The sequence below is a fragment of the Colwellia sp. SU-HH01172 genome, assembly GCF_057553355.1.
The window spans coordinates 307114-327248 of sequence record NZ_BAAJMB010000005.1; the positions used below are offsets into that span (position 1 = coordinate 307114).

General features: G+C 38.3%; 17 protein-coding genes. 15 read left to right on the plus strand and 2 right to left on the minus strand.

Features of this window, described 5'->3' with window-relative positions:
- Positions 1 to 54 precede the first annotated feature (54 nt).
- Positions 55 to 825 (minus strand): alpha/beta fold hydrolase, encoded by a 771-nt coding sequence (locus tag AC27JP_RS14905; protein ID WP_487116456.1) that lies wholly within the window; start codon positions 823 to 825, stop codon positions 55 to 57.
- A 263-nt stretch (positions 826 to 1088) separates the two neighbouring features.
- Between AC27JP_RS14905 and seqA the strand changes: the two genes are divergently transcribed.
- The 3 genes from seqA to AC27JP_RS14920 all read left to right on the plus strand — a co-directional run bounded on the left by seqA (position 1089) and on the right by AC27JP_RS14920 (position 4111).
- A complete protein-coding gene (gene seqA, locus AC27JP_RS14910) occupies positions 1089 to 1640 on the plus strand; it encodes a replication initiation negative regulator SeqA (protein WP_487116458.1) in 552 nt (183 codons plus the stop codon).
- 53 nt (positions 1641 to 1693) lie between these two features.
- Positions 1694 to 3340, plus strand: a complete 1647-nt coding sequence (gene pgm, locus AC27JP_RS14915; RefSeq protein WP_487116460.1) for a phosphoglucomutase (alpha-D-glucose-1,6-bisphosphate-dependent) — start codon at positions 1694 to 1696, stop codon at positions 3338 to 3340.
- Between the two features lie 264 nt (positions 3341 to 3604).
- Positions 3605 to 4111: a regulatory protein RecX gene (locus AC27JP_RS14920; RefSeq protein ID WP_487116462.1), complete on the plus strand. Its 507-nt coding sequence runs from the start codon at positions 3605 to 3607 to the stop codon at positions 4109 to 4111.
- A gap of 113 nt (positions 4112 to 4224) precedes the next feature.
- Here AC27JP_RS14920 and AC27JP_RS14925 read toward each other — a convergent pair whose 3' ends face one another.
- Positions 4225 to 4503 carry a hypothetical protein gene (locus tag AC27JP_RS14925; protein ID WP_487116464.1) on the minus strand — a complete coding sequence of 93 codons (279 nt, stop codon included), beginning with the start codon at positions 4501 to 4503 and terminating at the stop codon, positions 4225 to 4227.
- Positions 4504 to 5381: 878 nt separating this feature from the next.
- Between AC27JP_RS14925 and AC27JP_RS14930 the strand changes: the two genes are divergently transcribed.
- From AC27JP_RS14930 to AC27JP_RS14985, 12 genes are all read left to right on the plus strand, one after another.
- Positions 5382 to 6041 carry an ANTAR domain-containing response regulator gene (locus tag AC27JP_RS14930; protein WP_487116465.1) on the plus strand — a complete coding sequence of 220 codons (660 nt, stop codon included), beginning with the start codon at positions 5382 to 5384 and terminating at the stop codon, positions 6039 to 6041.
- Between the two features lie 383 nt (positions 6042 to 6424).
- Positions 6425 to 7753: a CmpA/NrtA family ABC transporter substrate-binding protein gene (locus AC27JP_RS14935; RefSeq protein WP_487116545.1), complete on the plus strand. Its 1329-nt coding sequence runs from the start codon at positions 6425 to 6427 to the stop codon at positions 7751 to 7753.
- Between the two features lie 87 nt (positions 7754 to 7840).
- The gene (locus AC27JP_RS14940; RefSeq protein WP_487116547.1) at positions 7841 to 8788 is read left to right on the plus strand and encodes an ABC transporter permease; all 948 of its coding nucleotides are present in this window, start codon (positions 7841 to 7843) and stop codon (positions 8786 to 8788) included.
- A 10-nt stretch (positions 8789 to 8798) separates the two neighbouring features.
- Positions 8799 to 9677 (plus strand): ABC transporter ATP-binding protein, encoded by an 879-nt coding sequence (locus AC27JP_RS14945; RefSeq protein WP_487116467.1) that lies wholly within the window; start codon positions 8799 to 8801, stop codon positions 9675 to 9677.
- 71 nt (positions 9678 to 9748) lie between these two features.
- Complete coding sequence (locus AC27JP_RS14950; RefSeq protein ID WP_487116469.1) at positions 9749 to 10954, plus strand: alginate export family protein; 1206 nt, start codon at positions 9749 to 9751, stop codon at positions 10952 to 10954.
- Between the two features lie 325 nt (positions 10955 to 11279).
- Entirely contained in the window at positions 11280 to 12164 is an 885-nt protein-coding gene (locus AC27JP_RS14955; protein ID WP_487116471.1) for a kinase, read from the plus strand.
- Positions 12157 to 13020 (plus strand): HAD-IIB family hydrolase, encoded by an 864-nt coding sequence (locus AC27JP_RS14960; RefSeq protein WP_487116473.1) that lies wholly within the window; start codon positions 12157 to 12159, stop codon positions 13018 to 13020. Before AC27JP_RS14955 ends, AC27JP_RS14960 begins: the two co-directional genes overlap by 8 nt.
- Positions 13013 to 14245, plus strand: a complete 1233-nt coding sequence (locus tag AC27JP_RS14965) for a glycosyltransferase family protein (protein ID WP_487116475.1) — start codon at positions 13013 to 13015, stop codon at positions 14243 to 14245. Before AC27JP_RS14960 ends, AC27JP_RS14965 begins: the two co-directional genes overlap by 8 nt.
- 24 nt (positions 14246 to 14269) lie before the next feature.
- Positions 14270 to 16021, plus strand: a complete 1752-nt coding sequence (locus tag AC27JP_RS14970; RefSeq protein ID WP_487116477.1) for an alpha-amylase family glycosyl hydrolase — start codon at positions 14270 to 14272, stop codon at positions 16019 to 16021.
- A gap of 572 nt (positions 16022 to 16593) precedes the next feature.
- Positions 16594 to 17703: a succinylglutamate desuccinylase gene (gene astE, locus AC27JP_RS14975; RefSeq protein WP_487116479.1), complete on the plus strand. Its 1110-nt coding sequence runs from the start codon at positions 16594 to 16596 to the stop codon at positions 17701 to 17703.
- A gap of 266 nt (positions 17704 to 17969) precedes the next feature.
- Positions 17970 to 19154, plus strand: coding sequence for a thiamine pyrophosphate-dependent dehydrogenase E1 component subunit alpha (locus AC27JP_RS14980; protein WP_487116480.1), 1185 nt, complete (start codon positions 17970 to 17972; stop codon positions 19152 to 19154).
- A complete protein-coding gene (locus tag AC27JP_RS14985; protein ID WP_487116482.1) occupies positions 19154 to 20131 on the plus strand; it encodes an alpha-ketoacid dehydrogenase subunit beta in 978 nt (325 codons plus the stop codon). The genes AC27JP_RS14980 and AC27JP_RS14985 overlap by 1 nt, the downstream gene beginning before the upstream one ends.
- The last annotated feature ends 4 nt before the right edge of the window (positions 20132 to 20135 follow it).

Consider the following 20135-nt stretch of genomic DNA (forward strand, 5'->3'; position numbering starts at 1 on the left):
GTGTTTTCATTGCTTTGATTATACAAACTTTGTTTGGGCAAAATTAGAACTAGATCAATTACTGCCCAAAAAGCTTTCGACACTGCGATTAAAGGCAACCGTTTTCTCAGCATGCAACCAATGACCAGCGCCTTGAATAATGCGCGCACGACTTTGCGGAAATAATCGTACTATTTCAGCTCTGTGCTCAGGCAATATATAGTCAGAATCTGCACCTTTAATAAACAAGGTTGGATCGGTGTAGATATTGCTACCTTGATAGGTTTTCATAATGTTAGGGTAGTTATTATCGATATTTTCAATACTACATTTAAACGAAAATTGATTGTTTTCACTGCTTAAATTGCGCAGTAAGAATTGACGAACGCCAATGTTATCGACGTATTGCGATAATTGCTTATCAGCATCTTTACGTTGCTTTACCATGGTTAAGTCAATTGCTTTTAAACCGGCAATAATTTGCTGATGATGCGCTGGATATTCCACCGGCGCAATATCGGCAACAATTAATTTTTCAACACGCTCAGGCGAAGTTAGTGCTAATTCCATGGCTATTTTTCCACCCATAGAATGGCCAAGTATCACGGCGCTGTCGATATTAAGGTGCTGCATTACGTCAATAACATCTTGTGCCATAGTGGGGTAGTCCATCACGCTATCGTGAAATGAATCGCCATGATTACGGACATCAACACTGGTGACTCGATAATTTTCAGAGAGTGCTTTCGCCACCATATTTAGGTTTTCTAAACGACCAAATAAGCCATGTATCAGTATAATGTCTTTACCGCTGCCGAGTTGTTGATAGTGTAGTAACTTAGTCATTTATTTCTCAGTGTTGCCAGGGGGAAAATTGCCGCAGTTATAAAAGGGCGAAATTGTGCTTGTTTTTAGTTTTTGATGCAATAACTTGAGTTAATGAATTGCCATTAAATCTAGCTGAACTTTTTATAATATGTCGATTTTTAAAAAATTATTCGAACGGTATTTGAAAAAAAATTCTATCAATTGTTAATCCACTATAGAGACTTGCTATTAACGTAAGTATAATCTTGCCGCGATCTATAATAATTTTCCTAGGGTCATCAATGAAAAACATCGAAATAGATGAAGAACTTTATCAGCACATTGCCTCGAATACTCAGTATATTGGCGAAAGTGCCTCGTCGATTTTACGTCGTCTTATTAATTTACCAGACGAAGCAGCAACAGATTTTGTTGCTGAACCAACACCTGTAGTTGTTGAAGCCCAAGCAGCCAAAACGGTTGAAACGCAAACACCTGTAGCAACAACAGATGTTGATGGCACCGTATTTAACTATATTAATAAAGAAGAATTGGCAATGCAGCGTGGCGCTGTTGGTCGTTTTTTACTTATTCTTGCCGCATTATACCGTGTGCATAACCAGCAGTTTTCATCAGTATGCCAAATTCGTGGTCGCGACCGTTTGTATTTTGCTGCCAGTGAAGCAGAATTAGCTGCCAGTGGCAGTAGCACGAAACCACGGCAAATTCCTGATAGTCCATATTGGGTGATCACGAATTCAAACACTACACGTAAAAAGATGATGCTGACCGAAGTAGGTCGAGCGTTAGGTTATAACGAACAAGATATTGAAGATATTCGTGACTTACTGTAGTTGTTGGTAAGTTAGCTAGATAGCTCAAGCTTAGTAACAGACAAGGAAATTAAATGACAATTCACCATCATGCAGGCAAACCAGTAAGACCAGAAGACCGAATTAATATTGGTCGTTTAGTCAGTGATTACTTTTTACAAACGCCTGATATTAATGTTGCAGAGCAAAAAGTTACTTTTGGCACTTCTGGGCACCGTGGAAATGCCAGCAACTTAAGCTTTAATGAAAATCATATTGAAGCGATTTGTCAGGCGGTGGCTGAATATCGTCAAGCGCAGGGATTTCAGGGGCCTTTATACTTAGGCAAAGATACCCATGCTTTATCAGAGCCAGCATTTGCTTCTGCCATTTCGGTGTTAATTGCTAATAATGTTCCTGTTGTTATTCAAGCGGATGACGGTTTTACCCCAACACCCGTTATTTCTCGTTTGATCATTGTGCATAATAAAACTCAGTCATCACAAGCTGACGGTTTGATTATTACGCCATCGCATAATCCACCAACCGATGGTGGCATTAAATATAATCCGCCGCATGGTGGCCCTGCGGAAGGCGACATAACGAAAGTTATTGAGCAACGCGCCAACGACATTATTGCGAATGAAATGGTCGATGTTAAACGTACTGATTATACTCAGGCATTACAATCGCCGTTACTATTTCGTGAAGACTTTATTGAATTTTATGTAAATGAGCTTAGCCAAGTAATTGATATGGAAGCCATTGCAAAAGCAGGCGTACATATTGGTGTTGACCCACTTGGTGGTTCAGGTATTCATTACTGGCCGGTAATTGCAAAAAAATACGGTTTAAAACTCGATGTCGTTAATCCAGTTGTTGATGCCAGCTTTGCTTTTATGCCACTAGATAAAGACGGTAAAATTCGTATGGATTGCTCGTCGCCGTATGCTATGTCGGGTTTGATCGCACTAAAAGATAAATTTGATGTTGCAGTGGGGAATGATCCTGACTTTGACCGCCACGGCATTGTCACTAAATCAGGCGGCTTGATGAACCCGAATCATTATTTAGCTGTGTCTATTCACTATTTAATGACCCACAGAAACTGGCCAGCAACATCAAAAATAGGCAAAACCTTAGTTTCAAGTTCGTTAATTGATCGAGTAGCAAAACATATTGACCGTCCACTTTCAGAAGTGCCAGTCGGTTTTAAATGGTTTGTTGATGGCCTGCATGACTCAAGTTACGCCTTTGGTGGTGAAGAAAGCGCAGGTGCTTCTTTTATCGCCCGTGATGGCAGTTGTTGGACGACCGATAAAGACGGTTTTGTCATGACCTTACTTGCCGCTGAAATGATTGCAGTAACCGGTAAAGACCCTTATCAGTTATATCAAGAACTGGCACAACAGCTAGGCGAGCCATGCTATGGCCGTGTTGAAGCAGTAGCTAACTTACGACAAAAGCAAGTACTAACCTCATTAACACCTGATGCAATTACCACCGATATTTTAGCGGGTGAGAAAATAACACAAATATTGTCGCACGCCCCAGGTAACAACGCCGCTATTGGCGGTATTAAAGTGTGCACTGAAAATGGTTGGTTTGCTGCTCGTCCGTCAGGCACTGAAGATATTTACAAAATATACGCAGAAAGCTTTATTGATGACGCACATTTACAGCTTATTATTAGCGATGCACAAAAGTTAGTCAGTGCTGCTTTTGTTACTGCTGGTTTATAATAACAAAAATACGGCAGTTAACTTTAGCTAGTAAAGAGCGCCATCATTGGCGCTTTTTTTCTGTCATAAATTGAATTTTCGTAGCGTTTAATGTTGGGTTATGCATAAAAACGTAAGAATTAGTTTAACTGTTTCATACTTTTAGTTGTGGTTAATAATTGCTTATCAGCTATGACTTTTCTGAGTTTAAGCTATGTTATAGTTCAGCTATTATTTCATCTATAAATTAGTTTGTTGATTGCATAACAGTACAAGGTATTTTTTATGTATGGAAAAAAGCGAGACACCAAGCCACAAGTGATTTCTTATGAACGGGTAAAATCATATATGCTTTGGTTGATAGAGCGCTATGGTGATTACTCGGCTAAAAAACTGCTGCAAAAGGCAAACTTACTGTTTAAAGACGACACGCAATTTAATGAGCCTGCTTTAGCCTATTTAATTGAGCGCGATATTGTTAATGATCTGCGTTACGCACAGCGCTTAACCATGAGCTTGTCAGAAAAAAATATCGGACCAAATAAAATAAAAGAAAAACTTTATGTAAAAGGCTTTACCTCACAAGTGATTAACGAATGTATCAGTGCAATAGAGACAAGTGACGATGACTATTTTGCTAAGGCGCTCACACTAAAAATTCGCAAGTTTGGCGCTGAACCAATTGATGACTTGAAGTTAAAACAAAAAGCATTACGGCATTTGATCACCAAAGGCTTTTCATATGCTATTGCCAATAAAGCGATTGGTTATTCCGCTGAGGAAGAGTATTAGCGAGAGTTATCACAATAGCAATATACCTGTTCAGTTAAGCTGTTCTATTTTATGGTTAGAACAGCAACAACTAAAGAGAGTGCTATGTAAATAAAGCCGATTGAAAATTAGCACTACTTTAGTGCGTTAATTTTTTGGTTTAACTCAAACGCAGGCTCGGTGACTATTTTTTCGAGCACTTCAATTCGAGCTTTTAACGCTGTGATTTCTTCTGTTTTTTGCGCTCTTTCTGAGCTTATTAACTGTGCTTTTTCCTGCTTTGCAAAAGGTGTATCACTGTTACCATTTAGCCAGTCAATTACACGAAGGTTATATTGCTTATCAATATAAAGTCCAAAAATATAGAGTGAAAAAACAACGCTCATAAGTAAAGTAATTTCTAAGTTTGTCATGTGAAGCTCCTATTCATTGTGCTGATAATCAGCTGATTTTATATGGGCGAAATAGCTAAATTTATGACGAGAATTACCGCTAAATTCAATTGGCTGAATGCCCACTACAATCACATAGTCTCGAGTTATTTATTTTTATTACATTTTCTTGATAAATTAACGTAAAAACTTTTAGTAAATTTTGAGTAGAATCCTAGTATGTGAAGTTCTCCTCGGTAATGCTGTGCCAAACCTTTAGTTAAAACCCCAATTGATTATCCGCAGTTAAAATCAGCGTGTGCTGATTTAGTGCTATATAAAGGCTTTCATCTCAAGTGTTCAATGAATGTATTAGCGCGATAGAAAATACATACAATGACTACTTTGATAAAGCACTTACACTAAAAATAAGAAAATTTGGTGCTGAACCTATTGAAGACTAAAGCTAAAACAAAAAGCATTACGGCATTTGATTGCCAAAGGTTTTTCATATGCGATTGCCAATAAAGTGATTGGCCATTTAGATGAGGAAGACTATGATTTTATTTGTCGCAGCTGAAGCTGGATTTGAAGATTTTTAATGCCTGAGGCTAAGCATTCTGACTTGCCGCAATAAGTTCTATACAGCAACTAAGGGGCCCTAAAATTTTGAATAGCAAACCTATCTACGTTTCATCACAAAAAAATTATTTGTTGACATATTTCTCTATTAAATAAATCGATCTCTAAAATGCACTGCAGGTTATTTTTCTATCAAAATAATTCTTTTGTGGTGCAAGCTTAACTGGTTAAACGGCAATGAAATCTCTAAGATTTTGATAAAAAAGAAAATAATTGTTTGGCTCGGAAATTGTATTGTTGATTTTACCAATAAACCGTTGTGAAAAGGTTGATAGACAATGAAATTTACGAATAAATTGATTAATAAAACGCATGTTCAACCTAAGCAAACAAAAGTATCTGACAATAAAAGCCTATCGGTGCTTTTGTTGGAAGAACATCCTTCTTCTAAATCAATTTTAAAAAATGCACTAATGGATTTTGATTATAATGTCACTAAATCCATCTCTTTAAATGATAGTATTATTGAGCATATTGAATTATGTCAGCCTGATATTTTAATATTATCCACAGAAAGACTCAGTGATGTAATGCTTAAAGAGCTGGCAGCAATAAATAACATCTTACCTTTACCCATTATTATATTTGCTGAAAATGATTCTCCCAATGTAATTCAACGCTCGATAAAAGCAGGGGTTAGTGCCTACGTGGCTCATGAAATTTCTCCGCAACGAATTCACAGTATTATTTCAGTGGCTAACGAACGATTTAAGGAAGTTCAGGCGCTTCGAAATGAATTAAAACTCGCCAAAATGCAATTAGAAAGCAGGAAACTTATTGAAAGAGCAAAAGGGCACCTAATGCAGATGAAAAAAATGACTGAAAAAGAAGCTTATGACACTTTGAGAAAAATGGCGATGGATCAAAGTCGTCCTATCTCGATGGTGGCTAAAAATATTATTGATGTTTATGAGTTATTAGCGACACCTAACGCCTGAATCGTTTTAGTGCATTTCCCTTTTTTAGTGCAAAAATAGCTCATGATATTTATAAGTTTTAATTTAAGTTATTTAAAATCATGTATTTATATAGTGGCAAGTAACTTGCTGTGTAATAAGAGTAAATAGTTAATTAACAATTTTTATTTTTATCAACGGCGATAAAAATAGATGTATAAAGTCTGATAGCAACGGTGCTACAGAATGATATAAAAAATATTTTTAAATTTAATGAGCAATGGCGCTCACCCATAAATAATCATCATGGTTATTTATGGGTGAGCGTTTTTTTTAATTTTTACTAACGTAACTTGAAGGATTTGATAATGAACTGGAAAAAATCAATAAGTGCTACCTTGAAACTGATTTCGTTTAGCGTTGCTATGGTACTTTCAGGCAGTAATCTCGCCTTTGGTGAAGAGCTCGGTGAGCCTGAAAAAGAAGAACTAAAATTTGGCTTTATTAAACTGACCGACATGGCTCCAATTGCTATTGCCTATGAAAATGGTTATTTCGAAGATGAAGGCTTATATGTCACCATTGAAGCTCAAGCAAACTGGAAAGTGTTGCTAAACGGTGTTATCGATGGCAGTTTAGATGGTGCGCATATGCTGGCAGGGCAGCCGATTGCAGCTACGATGGGCTATGGCACTAAAGCACATATTATTACTCCATTTTCAATGGATTTAAACGGTAACGCCATTACCGTTTCTAACGAAATTTGGCAGCAAATGAAGCCGAATATTCCTAAAATGGCAGACGGCAGGCCTGTTCACCCAATTAAAGCCGACTCATTAAAACCTGTTATTGAAAAACTAAACGATGAAGGTAAACCGTTTAAAATGGGCATGGTGTTTCCTGTTTCAACTCATAACTATGAATTACGCTATTGGCTAGCCGCTGGTGGAATACACCCGGGTTTTTATGCGCCGCATAAAGGCGATTCTTCAGGGCAAATTAGCGCCGATGCCTTACTGTCGGTTACCCCTCCGCCACAAATGCCGTCAACCATGGAATCTGGCACCATACATGGCTACTGTGTTGGTGAACCTTGGAACCAACAAGCGGTATTTAAGAATATTGGTGTGCCAATAGTCACTGACTATGAAATTTGGAAAAACAACCCTGAGAAAGTTTTTGGTATCACGGCCAAGTTTGCAGAAAAATACCCTAATACCACTATACGCCTAACTCGTGCGCTAATTCGAGCAGCGAAATGGTTAGATGATAATAACAATGCGAACCGTCCAGCGGCAGTAAAAATATTGTCTCAATCTAACTATGTTGGCGCTGATTACAATGTTATTGCTAATTCAATGACGGGGACTTTTGAGTATGAAAAAGGTGATGTCCGTGAAGTACCCGACTTCAATGTGTTTTTCAGATACAACGCGACTTATCCATATTTTTCAGACGCTATTTGGTATTTAACGCAAATGCGTCGTTGGGGGCAAATTTCTGAGGATAAAAGTGACCAGTGGTACAAAAATTTAGCATCGAAAGTTTATCGTCCAGATATTTACGTTAAAGCCGCAAAATCTTTAATTGCTGATAAATTAATTTCGGCAAATGAATTTCCAGATTTTGCTAAAGAAACCGGATTTAAAGCGCCGAAAAAGCATTTTATTGACAATATTGTTTATGACGGAAGCCAGCCAAATGCTTATTTAGAAAAATTTGTTATTGGTCTTAAAAGCGGTGAAAAGCTTTAGGCGCGATTCACTCATAGTATTGAAAAGGAATAAAAAATGAGTTCAACAACAGTAAGTATAGCTAGTAATACGGAAGGCGAACAACTGATGAAATCTGTTCAGACTGTTTTTAAAAAAGCCACTAAGGCGATTTTGTTACCCTGTTTAGGCATCAGCATATTTATATTTTTTTGGGGGATAGTTGCAAAAAATATCCATACATCGTTAGGAGAATTTCCAGGCCCTGGGGCTGTTGTTGAACAATTTCAGTCATTGTATGAAGAGCATCAAGTGGAGCAAGAAAAGGCTGTTTTGTTTTATCAGCGACAAGATGTTCGTAATGCCGCTAAGCTTGAGAAAAACCCAAACTATGTGGTGAAAATACGACAATATACAGGAAAAGAAACATTTTTAGACCAAATATTTACCAGCTTAATAACAGTCACTAGTGGCTTTTTAGTCGCGGCTATTATCGCCATTCCCTTAGGTATTTGGATGGGCTTAAGTCAACGGCTAAATTCTGCGTTAAATCCCATTGTGCAAGTCTTTAAGCCAGTATCGCCATTAGCATGGTTACCCCTAGTCACTATGGTGGTAAGTGCGCTTTATGTCACTGATGATCCTATGGTGTCCAAATCATTTTTAACATCGATGATCACAGTTAGCCTTTGTAGTTTGTGGCCTATGGTAATTAATACCTCTATTGGTGTATCTACAATTGATAATGATTTACTCAATGTCAGCAAAGTTTTGCGATTACCTGCATTAACACACATTCAAAAAATAGTGTTACCAGCCTCCATTCCAATGATTTTTACCGGTATGCGCTTATCATTTGGCGTCGCTTGGATGGTACTTATTGCGGCAGAAATGCTGGCCCAAAACCCGGGTTTAGGGAAGTTCGTTTGGGATGAATTCCAAAACGGCAGTTCAGATTCACTTGCAAGAATAATGGCTGCGGTTGTGGTTATTGGCTTTATCGGCTTTTTATTAGACCGAGCAATGTTGCAACTACAACGAAAAGTGTCTTGGGACAAATCAAGCGTAAGCGTTTAAGGGCTTTATTATGAAATCAGATATACCAACAAACAGTACTAAAAAATCATTTTTAGATATCAGTCATATCGATATGGATTTTGCAACGCCAACAGGCAGCTTTACCGCGCTAAAAGATGTCGACCTTCAAATTAAAAAAGGTGAGTTTATTTCGCTCATTGGCCATTCCGGTTGTGGTAAATCGACGGTACTCAATATTGTTGCCGGCCTCTACCAAGCAACTAATGGCGGTGTGTTATTAAATAACAAAGAAGTGAATGAACCTGGGCCAGAACGTGCTGTGGTTTTTCAGAACCATTCACTATTACCTTGGTTAACCGCATACCAAAATGTAGAACTGGCAGTAAAACAAGTTTTTAAGAAAAGCAAATCAAAAGCCAAAATGAAAGAGTGGATTGACTATAACTTAAAGCTGGTTCACATGGATCACGCCATGCATAAAAGGCCTAATGAAATTTCTGGTGGTATGAAGCAGCGTGTTGGTATTGCTCGCGCGTTAGCTATGCAACCTGAAGTTTTATTAATGGATGAGCCTTTTGGCGCACTTGATGCGCTGACGCGTGCGCACATGCAAGACTCGTTAATGGAGATTCAAAAGGAGCTTAACAATACGGTGATTATGATCACACACGATGTTGATGAAGCAGTTTTATTATCAGATCGCATTGTTATGATGACCAACGGACCTGAAGCCACTATTGGTGAAATTCTAGAGGTAAAACTTGAACATCCCCGTAATCGCTTATCTCTAGCCAAAGACCTTGAATATAACCGACTTCGTTCAGAGGTTTTGACTTTCCTTTATGAAAAACAAAGAAAAGTTGAAAATATAAAGCAAAAAGTTATCTCAGAAAAATCAGCATCAATAAAGTGTGTTAATGAAAAATAGCCTTAAATAACAGTAATAAAACACATTCTTTTTACAAACTTAGCAATAAAAAATATAAGGAAAAATACCCCATGGATCTTAAAAAAATAGCTATGTTTTTATCCGTAGCTTTATCAGGTAGTTGTTCTTCAATGGCATTTGGCGGCTCGATAACTGATGCGTTAATTAACGGAAAATCCAGCGTTAACCTTAATTTACGATATGAAAACGTTGACCAAGACAATGCACTTAAAGATGCTGATGCACTTACCATACGTACTCGTTTAACCTACGCGACAGGTAGTGTTAATGGTTTTTCTTCTCTCGTTGAATTTGAAGACTCACGTTCAGTGCTTGGCGTTGATGACTACAATACTACCCTTGGTGAAAATATCGATTATTCGGTGATTGCCGATCCAGAAACAACAGAGCTCGATCAAATGTTAGTGCAATACCAACAAAAGTCTTTTGCCATTAAAGCCGGGCGACAGGTGATCACTATGGATAATCATCGTTTTGTCGGCCATGTTGGCTGGCGTCAAGACAGACAAACGTTTGATGGGGTCACATTTGCCTACCAAGCGATTGAAAATTTAAACGTGAAGTATGGTTATATTTCACAAAGAAATAGAATTTTTGCACAAGCAAAAGATATTGACTCAAAGGATCATTTAATTAATGCAGCATACAAAATGGATGTCGGTACCATTGCCGCTTATGGATATTTATTAGAAGTTGATAACAATACTGAAAATTCTCTCGATACCTATGGCCTCCGCTTTAACGGGTCATCAGTAATGGGCAAACAAAAATTATCATATACTTTTGAATACGGCAATCAAGATGCAGAAACGGCAACAACTTCATATTCAGCCGATTATATTTTTGCTGAATTAGGGACTAAATTTTCTGACATCAGCATAAAAGTTGGTTATGAATTATTAGGCTCCGATGATGGCATGTACGGCTTTTCAACACCATTAGCAACGCTGCATAAGTTTAATGGTTGGTCTGATCAATTCTTAGGCACTCCAAAAGAAGGATTAAGTGATCTATATGCCAGTATTGGCGGGAAGGCCGCTGGCGGAAAGTGGGCCATTATCTATCACAAATTTGATGCCGATGAAGCGTCAGCAACCGTTGATGATTTAGGCTCAGAAATAGACGCTGTATACACAAGAAGCATCACTAAGCATTATTCAGTTGGTGTTAAATTAGCATCATACTCAGCTGGCGATGCAAGCGCTGGAAAAGTCGATACTGATAAAGTTTGGTTATGGCTAAACGCTAAGTTTTAGTCGTTTATTATCCCGTATTTGTGTTTTTTATTTATACGATATTCTTTCTTATTTTTGAGACAAGTAGCCCTAACTTTGCTTAGGGCTTTTTTGTGCTCGCCACAGCATTGAGTTATTGAATCATTTATTTAAGAGTTAAGGTTGCACCAATATAAAGCAATAGCTTAAGTCGGTGCACTTTCATTAGCTAGAAATGAATAATTTCTTATAATGTATTTATCAATAATCATTAAATAACAATGCTTTAGTTATTGTTGTTGAGTTATTTATGAAATGGTATAAGACTTGAAAGCATAACCATAACTTGTTTTTCAGGATGACAATTATGATTTCTGCTTTTATTCAACAACACAATTTACCTGAAGATTTTGAATCTACCGTAGCGCAGTATTATCAACCACTCGCTGAGCGACTATTTTACCAATTTACTAAGAAAAATGAGACTTACTTTGTTGGTATCAACGGATGCCAAGGAAGTGGTAAATCAACATTAACTGATTATATTGCTAATTATTTAGCCTCGCAGTACCAAATTAATGTTGTTGTCATGTCGTTAGATGATTTTTACTTAACTAGCGAGAAACGTAAACAACTAGCAGAAGACGTACATCCACTTTTAGCAACGCGGGGCGTGCCCGGTACTCATGATGTTGTTGCACTTAAGCGTATTTTGACTGAGCTCAAAAATAGGAAAACAGCTTTTTCTATTCCAAAATTCAATAAAGCTACTGATGACCCTTTTCCTGAAGAACAATGGGCGAGAATTGAACAGCCTACAGATATTGTTATCTTAGAAGGTTGGTGCTGGGGCGTTAAGTCACAAACGGCAGAGCAGTTAGAAGCGCCAGTCAATGAACTTGAATCTCAACATGATAAAACGGGGGAATGGCGAAACTATGTTAATCAAAAGCTTAAATGCTTTTACGAGCCACTGTATGAACAAATGGATTTTTGGCTAGCCTTACAAGCTCCATCATTCGATTGTGTTTATAAGTGGCGTTTAGAACAAGAACAAAAATTAGAAAATAGAAACATTGGCTTAGCAAGCTCTAAAATTATGTCTGCGGAAGAAGTTATTGAGTTCACTCAATACTTCCAAAGACTGAGTGTTCAGGGATGTAATACTATTTCACAATCTGCTGATGCTATTTTCTACTTAGATAACGAGCGAAATATTTCAGACCTTCCTATTGCAGAAAGGAATGAATAATTTGAAAACGCTTATCTTTAGTGATCTGGACGGAACGCTGCTTGATCATTACACCTATCAGGCAACAGCAGCCAAGCAAACACTTCAACGGTTGCAGCATGCTGAAATTCCGGTCATTTTAAATACCAGTAAAACACTTGCCGAATTAGAAATTATTCACCGAAATCTCAAGTTAAATACTCCGTTTATTATAGAGAATGGTGCAGCGATATACATCCCCATCAACACCTTCGATAGGCAGCCTACCGATACAGTTATTATTGGCGATTATTGGCTGAAGTCATTCAGTTTACCTAGGCAGTATTGGCTAGATTTGTTGTCAGAGCATACTTTTGAATTTAGTCGTTATTATCAGGGCTTTTCAACCTTATCCGTACCAGCGTTGTGCCAAGTTACAGGCTTGACTGAAGCAGAAGCGAAACGTGCCAAGCAAAGACAATTTGCTGAACCGCTAAATTGGTTGGGAGATGAACCCACGAAGCAAGCCTTTGTCGATCGTTTGGTTAGCTTAGGAGCCAACGTTGTGCAGGGAGGACGGTTTATGCATATTGGCGACTATTGCGATAAAGGCCAAGCACTTATTTGGTTAGCTGAGCGATATCGTGAGCAATTTCAAAATAGCGCTATCTCTACTATTGCCTTAGGAGATGGAGAAAACGATATCGCCATGTTAGAAGCAGCAGACATCGCGGTTCAAGTTCGTTCTCCAGTCCATGAATATCCAATATTATCTCGACAATACAAAACTATAAAAACGCAATTAAATGGTCCAGAAGGTTGGGCGCAAGCAATAGAAACACTTTTAGTGAACCAGCTACTTTCACAATCAAATAACTCAGAGGTAAACCATGGCTGATTTTTATCAAAATGGCACAGTAACAACGTTACATCATTTGGCTCAACGTGAACCTGCTGATATGGCAGCTGAATTACTGGAGTTTTCCAGAAAACGTTCATTAGGGCTCATTCTACCTTCTTTGTTTTCTGAATTAGAAGGTAAGGCTTTACCTGATATTATTAATAAAATTAAACAGGTAAAGTATTTATCTGAAATTGTTATTGGCTTAGACAGAGCCGACCTTGAACAATACAAGTACGCGTTATCGTTTTTTGGTCAACTGCCTCAGCATCATCGAGTTTTATGGAATGATGGCCCAAGGCTACAAGCATTAGATAGCAAATTACAAGCCTTGGGTTTAGCGCCTAAAGAACTAGGTAAAGGTCGTAATGTTTGGTATTGCATGGGGTATATTTTGGCCTCAGGTAAAGCTGAGTCTATTGCGTTGCATGATTGCGATATTTTAACTTACGAAAAAGAATTACTTGACCGATTACTTTATCCTGTTGCTAACCCGTTATTTAACTATGAATTCTCTAAAGGCTTTTATGCGCGTGTTGCCGGAGGCAAAATTAATGGTCGGGTATCACGCTTATTAGTTACACCGCTAATTAAAGCATTGAAAAAAACCGTAGGTCATTGTGATTACCTTGAATATATGGACAGTTTTTTGTACCCATTAGCGGGTGAATTTTCCTTTCGCCGTGACGTATTAAACGACATTAGGATCCCAAGTGATTGGGGCTTAGAAATTGGTGTTTTATCTGAAATGTATCGTAATTACTCTTCAAACCGCATATGCCAAGTCGATATAGCCGCAACGTATGATCATAAGCATCAAGACTTATCTTTAGATAATACCAGTGGTGGCTTGTCAAAAATGTCGATTGATATCAGTAAAGCTTTCATTCGTAAACTCGCCACACAAGGTGAAACATTCACCTCTGAAAAATTTAGAACATTAAAGGCAACGTATTATCGTATTGCTTTAGATTATGTGGAAACCTATCGCAATGACGCCATGATGAACGGACTTAAGCTTGATATTCATAATGAAGAAAAAGCGGTAGAAATGTTTGCCCAAAATATATTAACCGCAGGAAATACCTTCTTAGAACAGCCAATGGATACACCTTTTATACCTTCATGGAACCGAGTTGTTAGTGCTATCCCTGATATTTTGTTGCAATTAAAAACAGCCGTGGAGTTAGACAACGAAGAATTTTCTCAGGCAATAAAGTAGTCAGCAAGGAAGGAATGTGAAGCGATGCAAACACAGCTTAATCAACTAAAAAGCAAAATAGCTCAACAGCTTTCAATTATTTATCAAGATGTTGTGATTGAGCAAAGCTATGAAGAACTTGCGCTAGAGCTGGTTAATATTATGCTGTTATCGGCGGATACGGCTGTTGTAGAGCCGTTCACTAATCACTGGTCAGAAAAAGATGTTGTTTTGATCACATACGGTGATAGCGTTGTCACACCTAGTCAACCGCCATTACAAACCTTAAAGCATTTTTTAGACTCCACCATTGAAAACACGATTAACAGCGTACACATTTTACCTTTTTTCCCTTACAGCTCGGACGATGGATTTTCAGTTATCGATTACTCTTCGGTGAATGAAGCGTTGGGATCATGGCAAGACATAAAAGAGATAAGTAAAGATTATCATCTGATGTCTGATCTGGTGATTAATCATTGCTCAAGTAGAAGTGCATGGTTTGATAACTTTGTTAAAGGTAGTGGTCAAGGTAGCGATTATTTTTTTACTGCGCTACCTGATGATGACTTATCTGCAGTAGTGCGCCCACGTGCCTCGCCATTACTCAAAGAAGTTGAAACGGGTAATGGCAAAAAATTTGTTTGGTGCACTTTTAGTCATGACCAAGTTGACTTTGATTTTCGTAACCCTGAGGTTTTAAAAGCATTTATTTCAATCATCAGGCAATATCTCGATGCCGGCGTTAAAATATTTCGTTTAGATGCTATCGCATTTTTGTGGAAAGTCGTGGCTACAAAAAGCATAAATTTACCGCAAACACATGAAATAGTAAGGCTTTTAAGGGGATTGATAGCATCGGCAGAGCCTAATGCGATTATTATTACTGAAACTAATATCCCTAATACTCAAAACTTAACCTATTTTGGTAATGCTAATGAAGCACACGGTATATATAATTTTTCATTACCGCCTTTACTCTTAAATACGTTATTAACAGGGAATTGCTTGTATTTAAAACGTTGGTTAATGAGTATGCCACCTTCACAAGATGGCACTATGTATTTTAACTTTATTGCTTCTCACGACGGAATAGGCCTGCGGCCCGCTGAAGGTTTATTAAATGAAACTGAGCTTGATAAATTAGTACAGACCGTGGAGAGCTTTGGCGGTAAAATTTCATGGCGAACAGCGGATAATGGTGAACAAAAAGCCTATGAGATGAATATTTCACTTTATGATGCACTGCAAGGCACTGTCGATGGTAAAGATGAATGGAACTTTGAACGTTTCATTTGTGCCCATGCCATTATGTTTTCCCTTGAGGGCATACCTGGGCTTTATATTCATAGTCTACTAGGCACTCAAAATGATTATCAAAAGTTAGCAAATACTCATCACAATCGCTCTATTAATCGCCGCCGTTGGCAAAGGGATGTTCTGAATGAGGTACTTGCAGACAAAAACTTACATCATGCGAAAGTACTATCGACATTAACGTCATTATTAAATACTCGTATTGAGCAAGCGGCCTTCCATCCGAATGCAACGCAGTTTACGCTTCATTTAGGTTTACAGCTTTTTGGTTTTTGGCGTCAAAGCCAAGACAGAAAACAAAGTATATTTTGTGTGAGTAATGTTTCTGACCAAGCCAGGTCATTGCCCTTAAGTGAGTTAAATTTAATTATGACAGAGTCGTGGTTTGAGCTTATTAGCCAAAGTGAAATCAAAGAGTTAACGCAGGATCTAATCTTAGCCCCTTATCAAACGGTCTGGATCAGTAATATAATCACATAAGATACCAAAAGCTTATCAAGACATCTTTTGATTTTTTATGAGGCAACACCACATATTTTAAAGTGAGTCACTATCAAACTTGAATAAAGCAAAAGCAGTTAGCAGCAAAGTTTTTACAGCTATTTTTAGAATTATAGAAGCATAAAATTTAGATAGCTCAAGTTCCTATAATTTAGATTAATTAAATGTCTCAAATTAAGGTACCTCTATATAAAGTTTAATAATTCAACGTGTCAGTTCAAGTTTGAGAAAATCCCCTTTATTAGCCGAAATGACATCCCTTCAATTAAATCCTTTAATTATTTCATTAAGCTAAGATTTTAATAGATTGTCTATAGTTAAAATCAGCCAGTACTAATTTAGCAGTTGCACGCTACGGTATTGCTTTAATCTTGATGGGTGATCTTTCTTGCTGAAGTGTTTAATTTTTACTAACTAGTGAATTCACTCATTCAATCGGTATAATAGCGCGCATTAATTAATGAGGTCGGTTGCAGTTTTTCTGTGCGGCTCATTAATATTCTATAACTACAGTCGACAATTTCATTCGACAAACAAATAGGTGAAACCGCGTGAGTGACTTATCTAATTCAACCAGTGCCTTCGCATCTGCTTTACAACAAAGCGGTGATTTTTTATCAATAACACGTGCCAATGAATGGTCACTGCCTGGCGGTGCTTTTAGCTTTGAAGTTATTCATCAAGCGTCGCAAACAAAAAGTAAAGTGTCGGTTTTAGAAACCGGCTTAATTACCTTTGAACCGATTGATCGCGCCAGTAATCACGATATTGTTTTATCGAGCGCCGTGCATGGTAACGAGACTGCGCCAATTGAAATTTGTAGTGATATTATTGGCGAGTTAATTCGTGGTGAATTAATGCTAGCCGAACGGGTATTATTTATTTTTGGTAACCCGGCATCAATGAATATTGCTGAGCGTTTTGTTGAAGAAAACATGAATCGCTTGTTCTCAGGTGGTCATTCACAAGACCAAGGCAATGGTGCCGGCTTGATTAACAAAGAACGCCATCGTGCTTTGTTATTAGAAAATACAGTTAGAGCATTCTTTGAAGCCGGAAGTGAATTATCAAGCGCCAATGGCGGCGAACGTCAACGTAGCCATTACGATTTACATACCGCTATTCGTGGTTCTAAATGTGATAAATTCGCTGTTTACCCATTTTTACACGGCGCACCACGTAAGAAAAGTCAGCTACAGTTTTTAAATGCCTGTGGTGTTAGCACTGTTTTGTTATCGCATTCACCAACAACAACTTTTAGCTATTTTTCGTCGAATGAATTTGGCGCGGATGCATTTACGGTTGAATTAGGAAAAGTTCGCCCGTTTGGTGAAAATGATATGAGCCAATTTAACCAAGTGCGTGAAACCTTAACTAAGTTTGTTTCAGGCCAAGATCTTGAATTAACGCCGTATCAAGCAGAAGATTTTAACCTGTATGAAATTTCGCAAGTTATTGATCGCCACCATGAAGATTTCTCACTAACTTTTGCTGATGATGTTGAAAACTTTACCGACTTTCCACAAGGCCATGTTTTAGCCATTGATGGTGGTGTTGAGGTGAAAACCCAACAAGATGGGGAAGCGATTATTTTCCCAAATGCTAATGTTGCTGTTGGTCAACGAGCAATGCTAACAGTTACCCCAACAACCCTTGCATAACTAAGCAACTGGTCAACTATTTAGCGGCGAGCAATACTGTAAAGAATTATGCTCGCCGTTATGCAAATAAAAGCGCTAACTTTAATCACTAAACTTGTTTTTCAGTTTACGTAAAGGTAAAGTGCTTGCGATTATTACAACCAACAATTCATAACATTGACATAAATATTCATCTTGCCGTGAAAGCTTCTATACTTTTGGTGGTAAATAATGAGTGAATATAAAATGTCACCTTGTCATTCAAGGTTAATAAAAAAGAGAAGGCTATGAACACTGACATATATAACGAAAGCCCGGTAGTACACCAACCAGCTTTTATTGATGGTCATTCAGTTGAAATTCCAATCCTTAAAATATTGAAGCAAGATGGCAGCATTTATGAAAATGCTATCATGCCGGAAATTGATCAAGAACTTGCCACCAAAACTTACAAAACTCTCGCTTTTCATCGTGTATTAGATGAACGTATGGTGGCAGCGCAACGTCAAGGTCGCATCAGTTTCTATATGGCAGCACTTGGCGAAGAAGCCGCAAGTGTTGGTGGTGCTGCAGGCCTGAAAGATCAAGATATGATCATGGCGCAGTATCGTGAACAAGGTGCATTAATGTTTCGAGGTTTTAGCCTTGAAAACTTTATGAACCAAATGTTCAGCAATGAAAAAGATTTAGGTAAAGGTCGTCAAATGCCAATCCATTACGGTAGTAATGAATTGAACTATATGACGATTTCATCACCGCTAGGCACACAAATTCCACAAGCCGCAGGTTATGCTTACGGGCAAAAAATGCAAGGCTTAGACGCCGTAACTATTTGTTATTTCGGTGAAGGTGCTGCCTCTGAAGGTGATTTCCATGCCGGTTTAAATATGGCCGCTGTTCATCAGTCTCCTGTTATTTTCTTCTGTCGTAACAATGGCTACGCTATTTCAACACCATCAGACGAGCAATACATGGGTAATGGCATTGCTTCTCGCGGTGTTGGTTACGGCATGAAAACACTTCGTATTGACGGTAACGATATTTTAGCGGTAATTGCTGCTGTGCAATTAGCGCGTGAATATGCCGTTAAAGAAGGTAAGCCTGTGCTGATTGAAGCTATGTCTTATCGTTTAGGTGCTCACTCAACTTCTGATGATCCTTCAGGTTACCGTACCCGTGAAGAAGAAGCAAAATGGCAAGAACATGACCCAATTCTTCGTATGAAGAACTGGATGTTGGCGCAAGGTTGGTGGGACGAAGCTCAAGAAACTGAGTTATTTGAAAAGCTACGTGATGACGTTTTAGCGGCGGTTAAAGTATCAGAAAAAATTGATAAACCACCGGTTGAAGATTTAATTACTGATGTTTACGACCAAGCACCACCATTGTTGCAAAGTCAGTTTGAACAATTAAAAGAACATATTAAGAAGTATCCCGATGCTTATCCATTTACTGCGGGGAGAATTAAGTAATGGCGCAAATGAACTTATTACAAGCGATTAACAACGCGCTTGATACGGTAATGGCTGAGAACGATCGTGCAGTTTGCTTCGGTGAAGATGTTGGTCACTTTGGTGGCGTATTCCGTGCAACCAGTGGTTTACAAGAAAAGTACGGTAAAAACCGTTGTTTTAATACCCCTTTAGTTGAGCAAGGTGTTATTGGTTTTGCCAATGGCTTAGCGGCTCAAGGCAGCACGCCAATTGCTGAAATTCAATTCGCGGACTATATTTTTCCAGCCTTTGACCAAATCGTAAATGAGTCAGCAAAATTTCGTTACCGTAGTGGTAATGAATTTGATGTCGGTAAGTTAACCATTCGTACGCCATACGGCGGCGGTATTGCCGGTGGTTTATATCACAGCCAATCACCAGAAGCTTACTTTGCTCATACGCCAGGTTTAAAATTAGTTGTGCCACGTAACCCATATCAAGCTAAAGGTTTGTTATTGGCGTCAATTCGTGACGACAACCCAGTGATATTTTTCGAACCGAAACGTTTATACCGTGCCTCGGTTGGTGAAGTACCTGAAGAAGATTACCAATTACCATTAGGTAAAGCTGAAGTTGTGCAACAAGGTAGCGACATCACGTTATTGGCATGGGGCGCACAAATGGAAATCGTTGAAAAAGCGGCTGAATTAGCTGCTGCTGACGGTATTTCATGTGAAATTATCGACTTACGTACTATTTTACCTTGGGATGTAGAAACAGTAGCGAATTCTGTAACAAAAACAGGTCGCTTTGTTGTCAGCCAAGAAGCACCGTTAACAGCAGGTTTTGCTAGTGAAATTGCCGCAACTATTCAACAAGAATGTTTCTTACATTTAGAAGCGCCGATTGCTCGTGTTTGTGGTATGGACACGCCATATCCATTAGCACTTGAAAAAGAATATGTTGCAGATCACTTGAAGATCTACGAAGCAATTAAAAACAGTATGACTTACTAGGATT

Bases quoted from the DNA above. Each gene is read 5' to 3' on its own strand.
- AC27JP_RS14955 (WP_487116471.1), top strand. From the start codon at position 11,280: ATGATTTCTGCTTTTATTCAACAACACAATTTACCTGAAGATTTTGAA.
- AC27JP_RS14965 (WP_487116475.1), top strand. From the start codon at position 13,013: ATGGCTGATTTTTATCAAAATGGCACAGTAACAACGTTACATCATTTG.
- AC27JP_RS14970 (WP_487116477.1), top strand. From the start codon at position 14,270: ATGCAAACACAGCTTAATCAACTAAAAAGCAAAATAGCTCAACAGCTT.
- AC27JP_RS14950 (WP_487116469.1), top strand. From the start codon at position 9,749: ATGGATCTTAAAAAAATAGCTATGTTTTTATCCGTAGCTTTATCAGGT.
- AC27JP_RS14940 (WP_487116547.1), top strand. From the start codon at position 7,841: ATGAAATCTGTTCAGACTGTTTTTAAAAAAGCCACTAAGGCGATTTTG.
- seqA (WP_487116458.1), top strand. From the start codon at position 1,089: ATGAAAAACATCGAAATAGATGAAGAACTTTATCAGCACATTGCCTCG.
- AC27JP_RS14905 (WP_487116456.1), bottom strand. From the start codon at position 825: ATGACTAAGTTACTACACTATCAACAACTCGGCAGCGGTAAAGACATT.
- AC27JP_RS14930 (WP_487116465.1), top strand. From the start codon at position 5,382: ATGAAATTTACGAATAAATTGATTAATAAAACGCATGTTCAACCTAAG.
- AC27JP_RS14945 (WP_487116467.1), top strand. From the start codon at position 8,799: ATGAAATCAGATATACCAACAAACAGTACTAAAAAATCATTTTTAGAT.
- AC27JP_RS14980 (WP_487116480.1), top strand. From the start codon at position 17,970: ATGAACACTGACATATATAACGAAAGCCCGGTAGTACACCAACCAGCT.
- AC27JP_RS14985 (WP_487116482.1), top strand. From the start codon at position 19,154: ATGGCGCAAATGAACTTATTACAAGCGATTAACAACGCGCTTGATACG.
- pgm (WP_487116460.1), top strand. From the start codon at position 1,694: ATGACAATTCACCATCATGCAGGCAAACCAGTAAGACCAGAAGACCGA.
- AC27JP_RS14960 (WP_487116473.1), top strand. From the start codon at position 12,157: ATGAATAATTTGAAAACGCTTATCTTTAGTGATCTGGACGGAACGCTG.
- AC27JP_RS14920 (WP_487116462.1), top strand. From the start codon at position 3,605: ATGTATGGAAAAAAGCGAGACACCAAGCCACAAGTGATTTCTTATGAA.
- AC27JP_RS14925 (WP_487116464.1), bottom strand. From the start codon at position 4,503: ATGACAAACTTAGAAATTACTTTACTTATGAGCGTTGTTTTTTCACTC.
- AC27JP_RS14935 (WP_487116545.1), top strand. From the start codon at position 6,425: ATGGTACTTTCAGGCAGTAATCTCGCCTTTGGTGAAGAGCTCGGTGAG.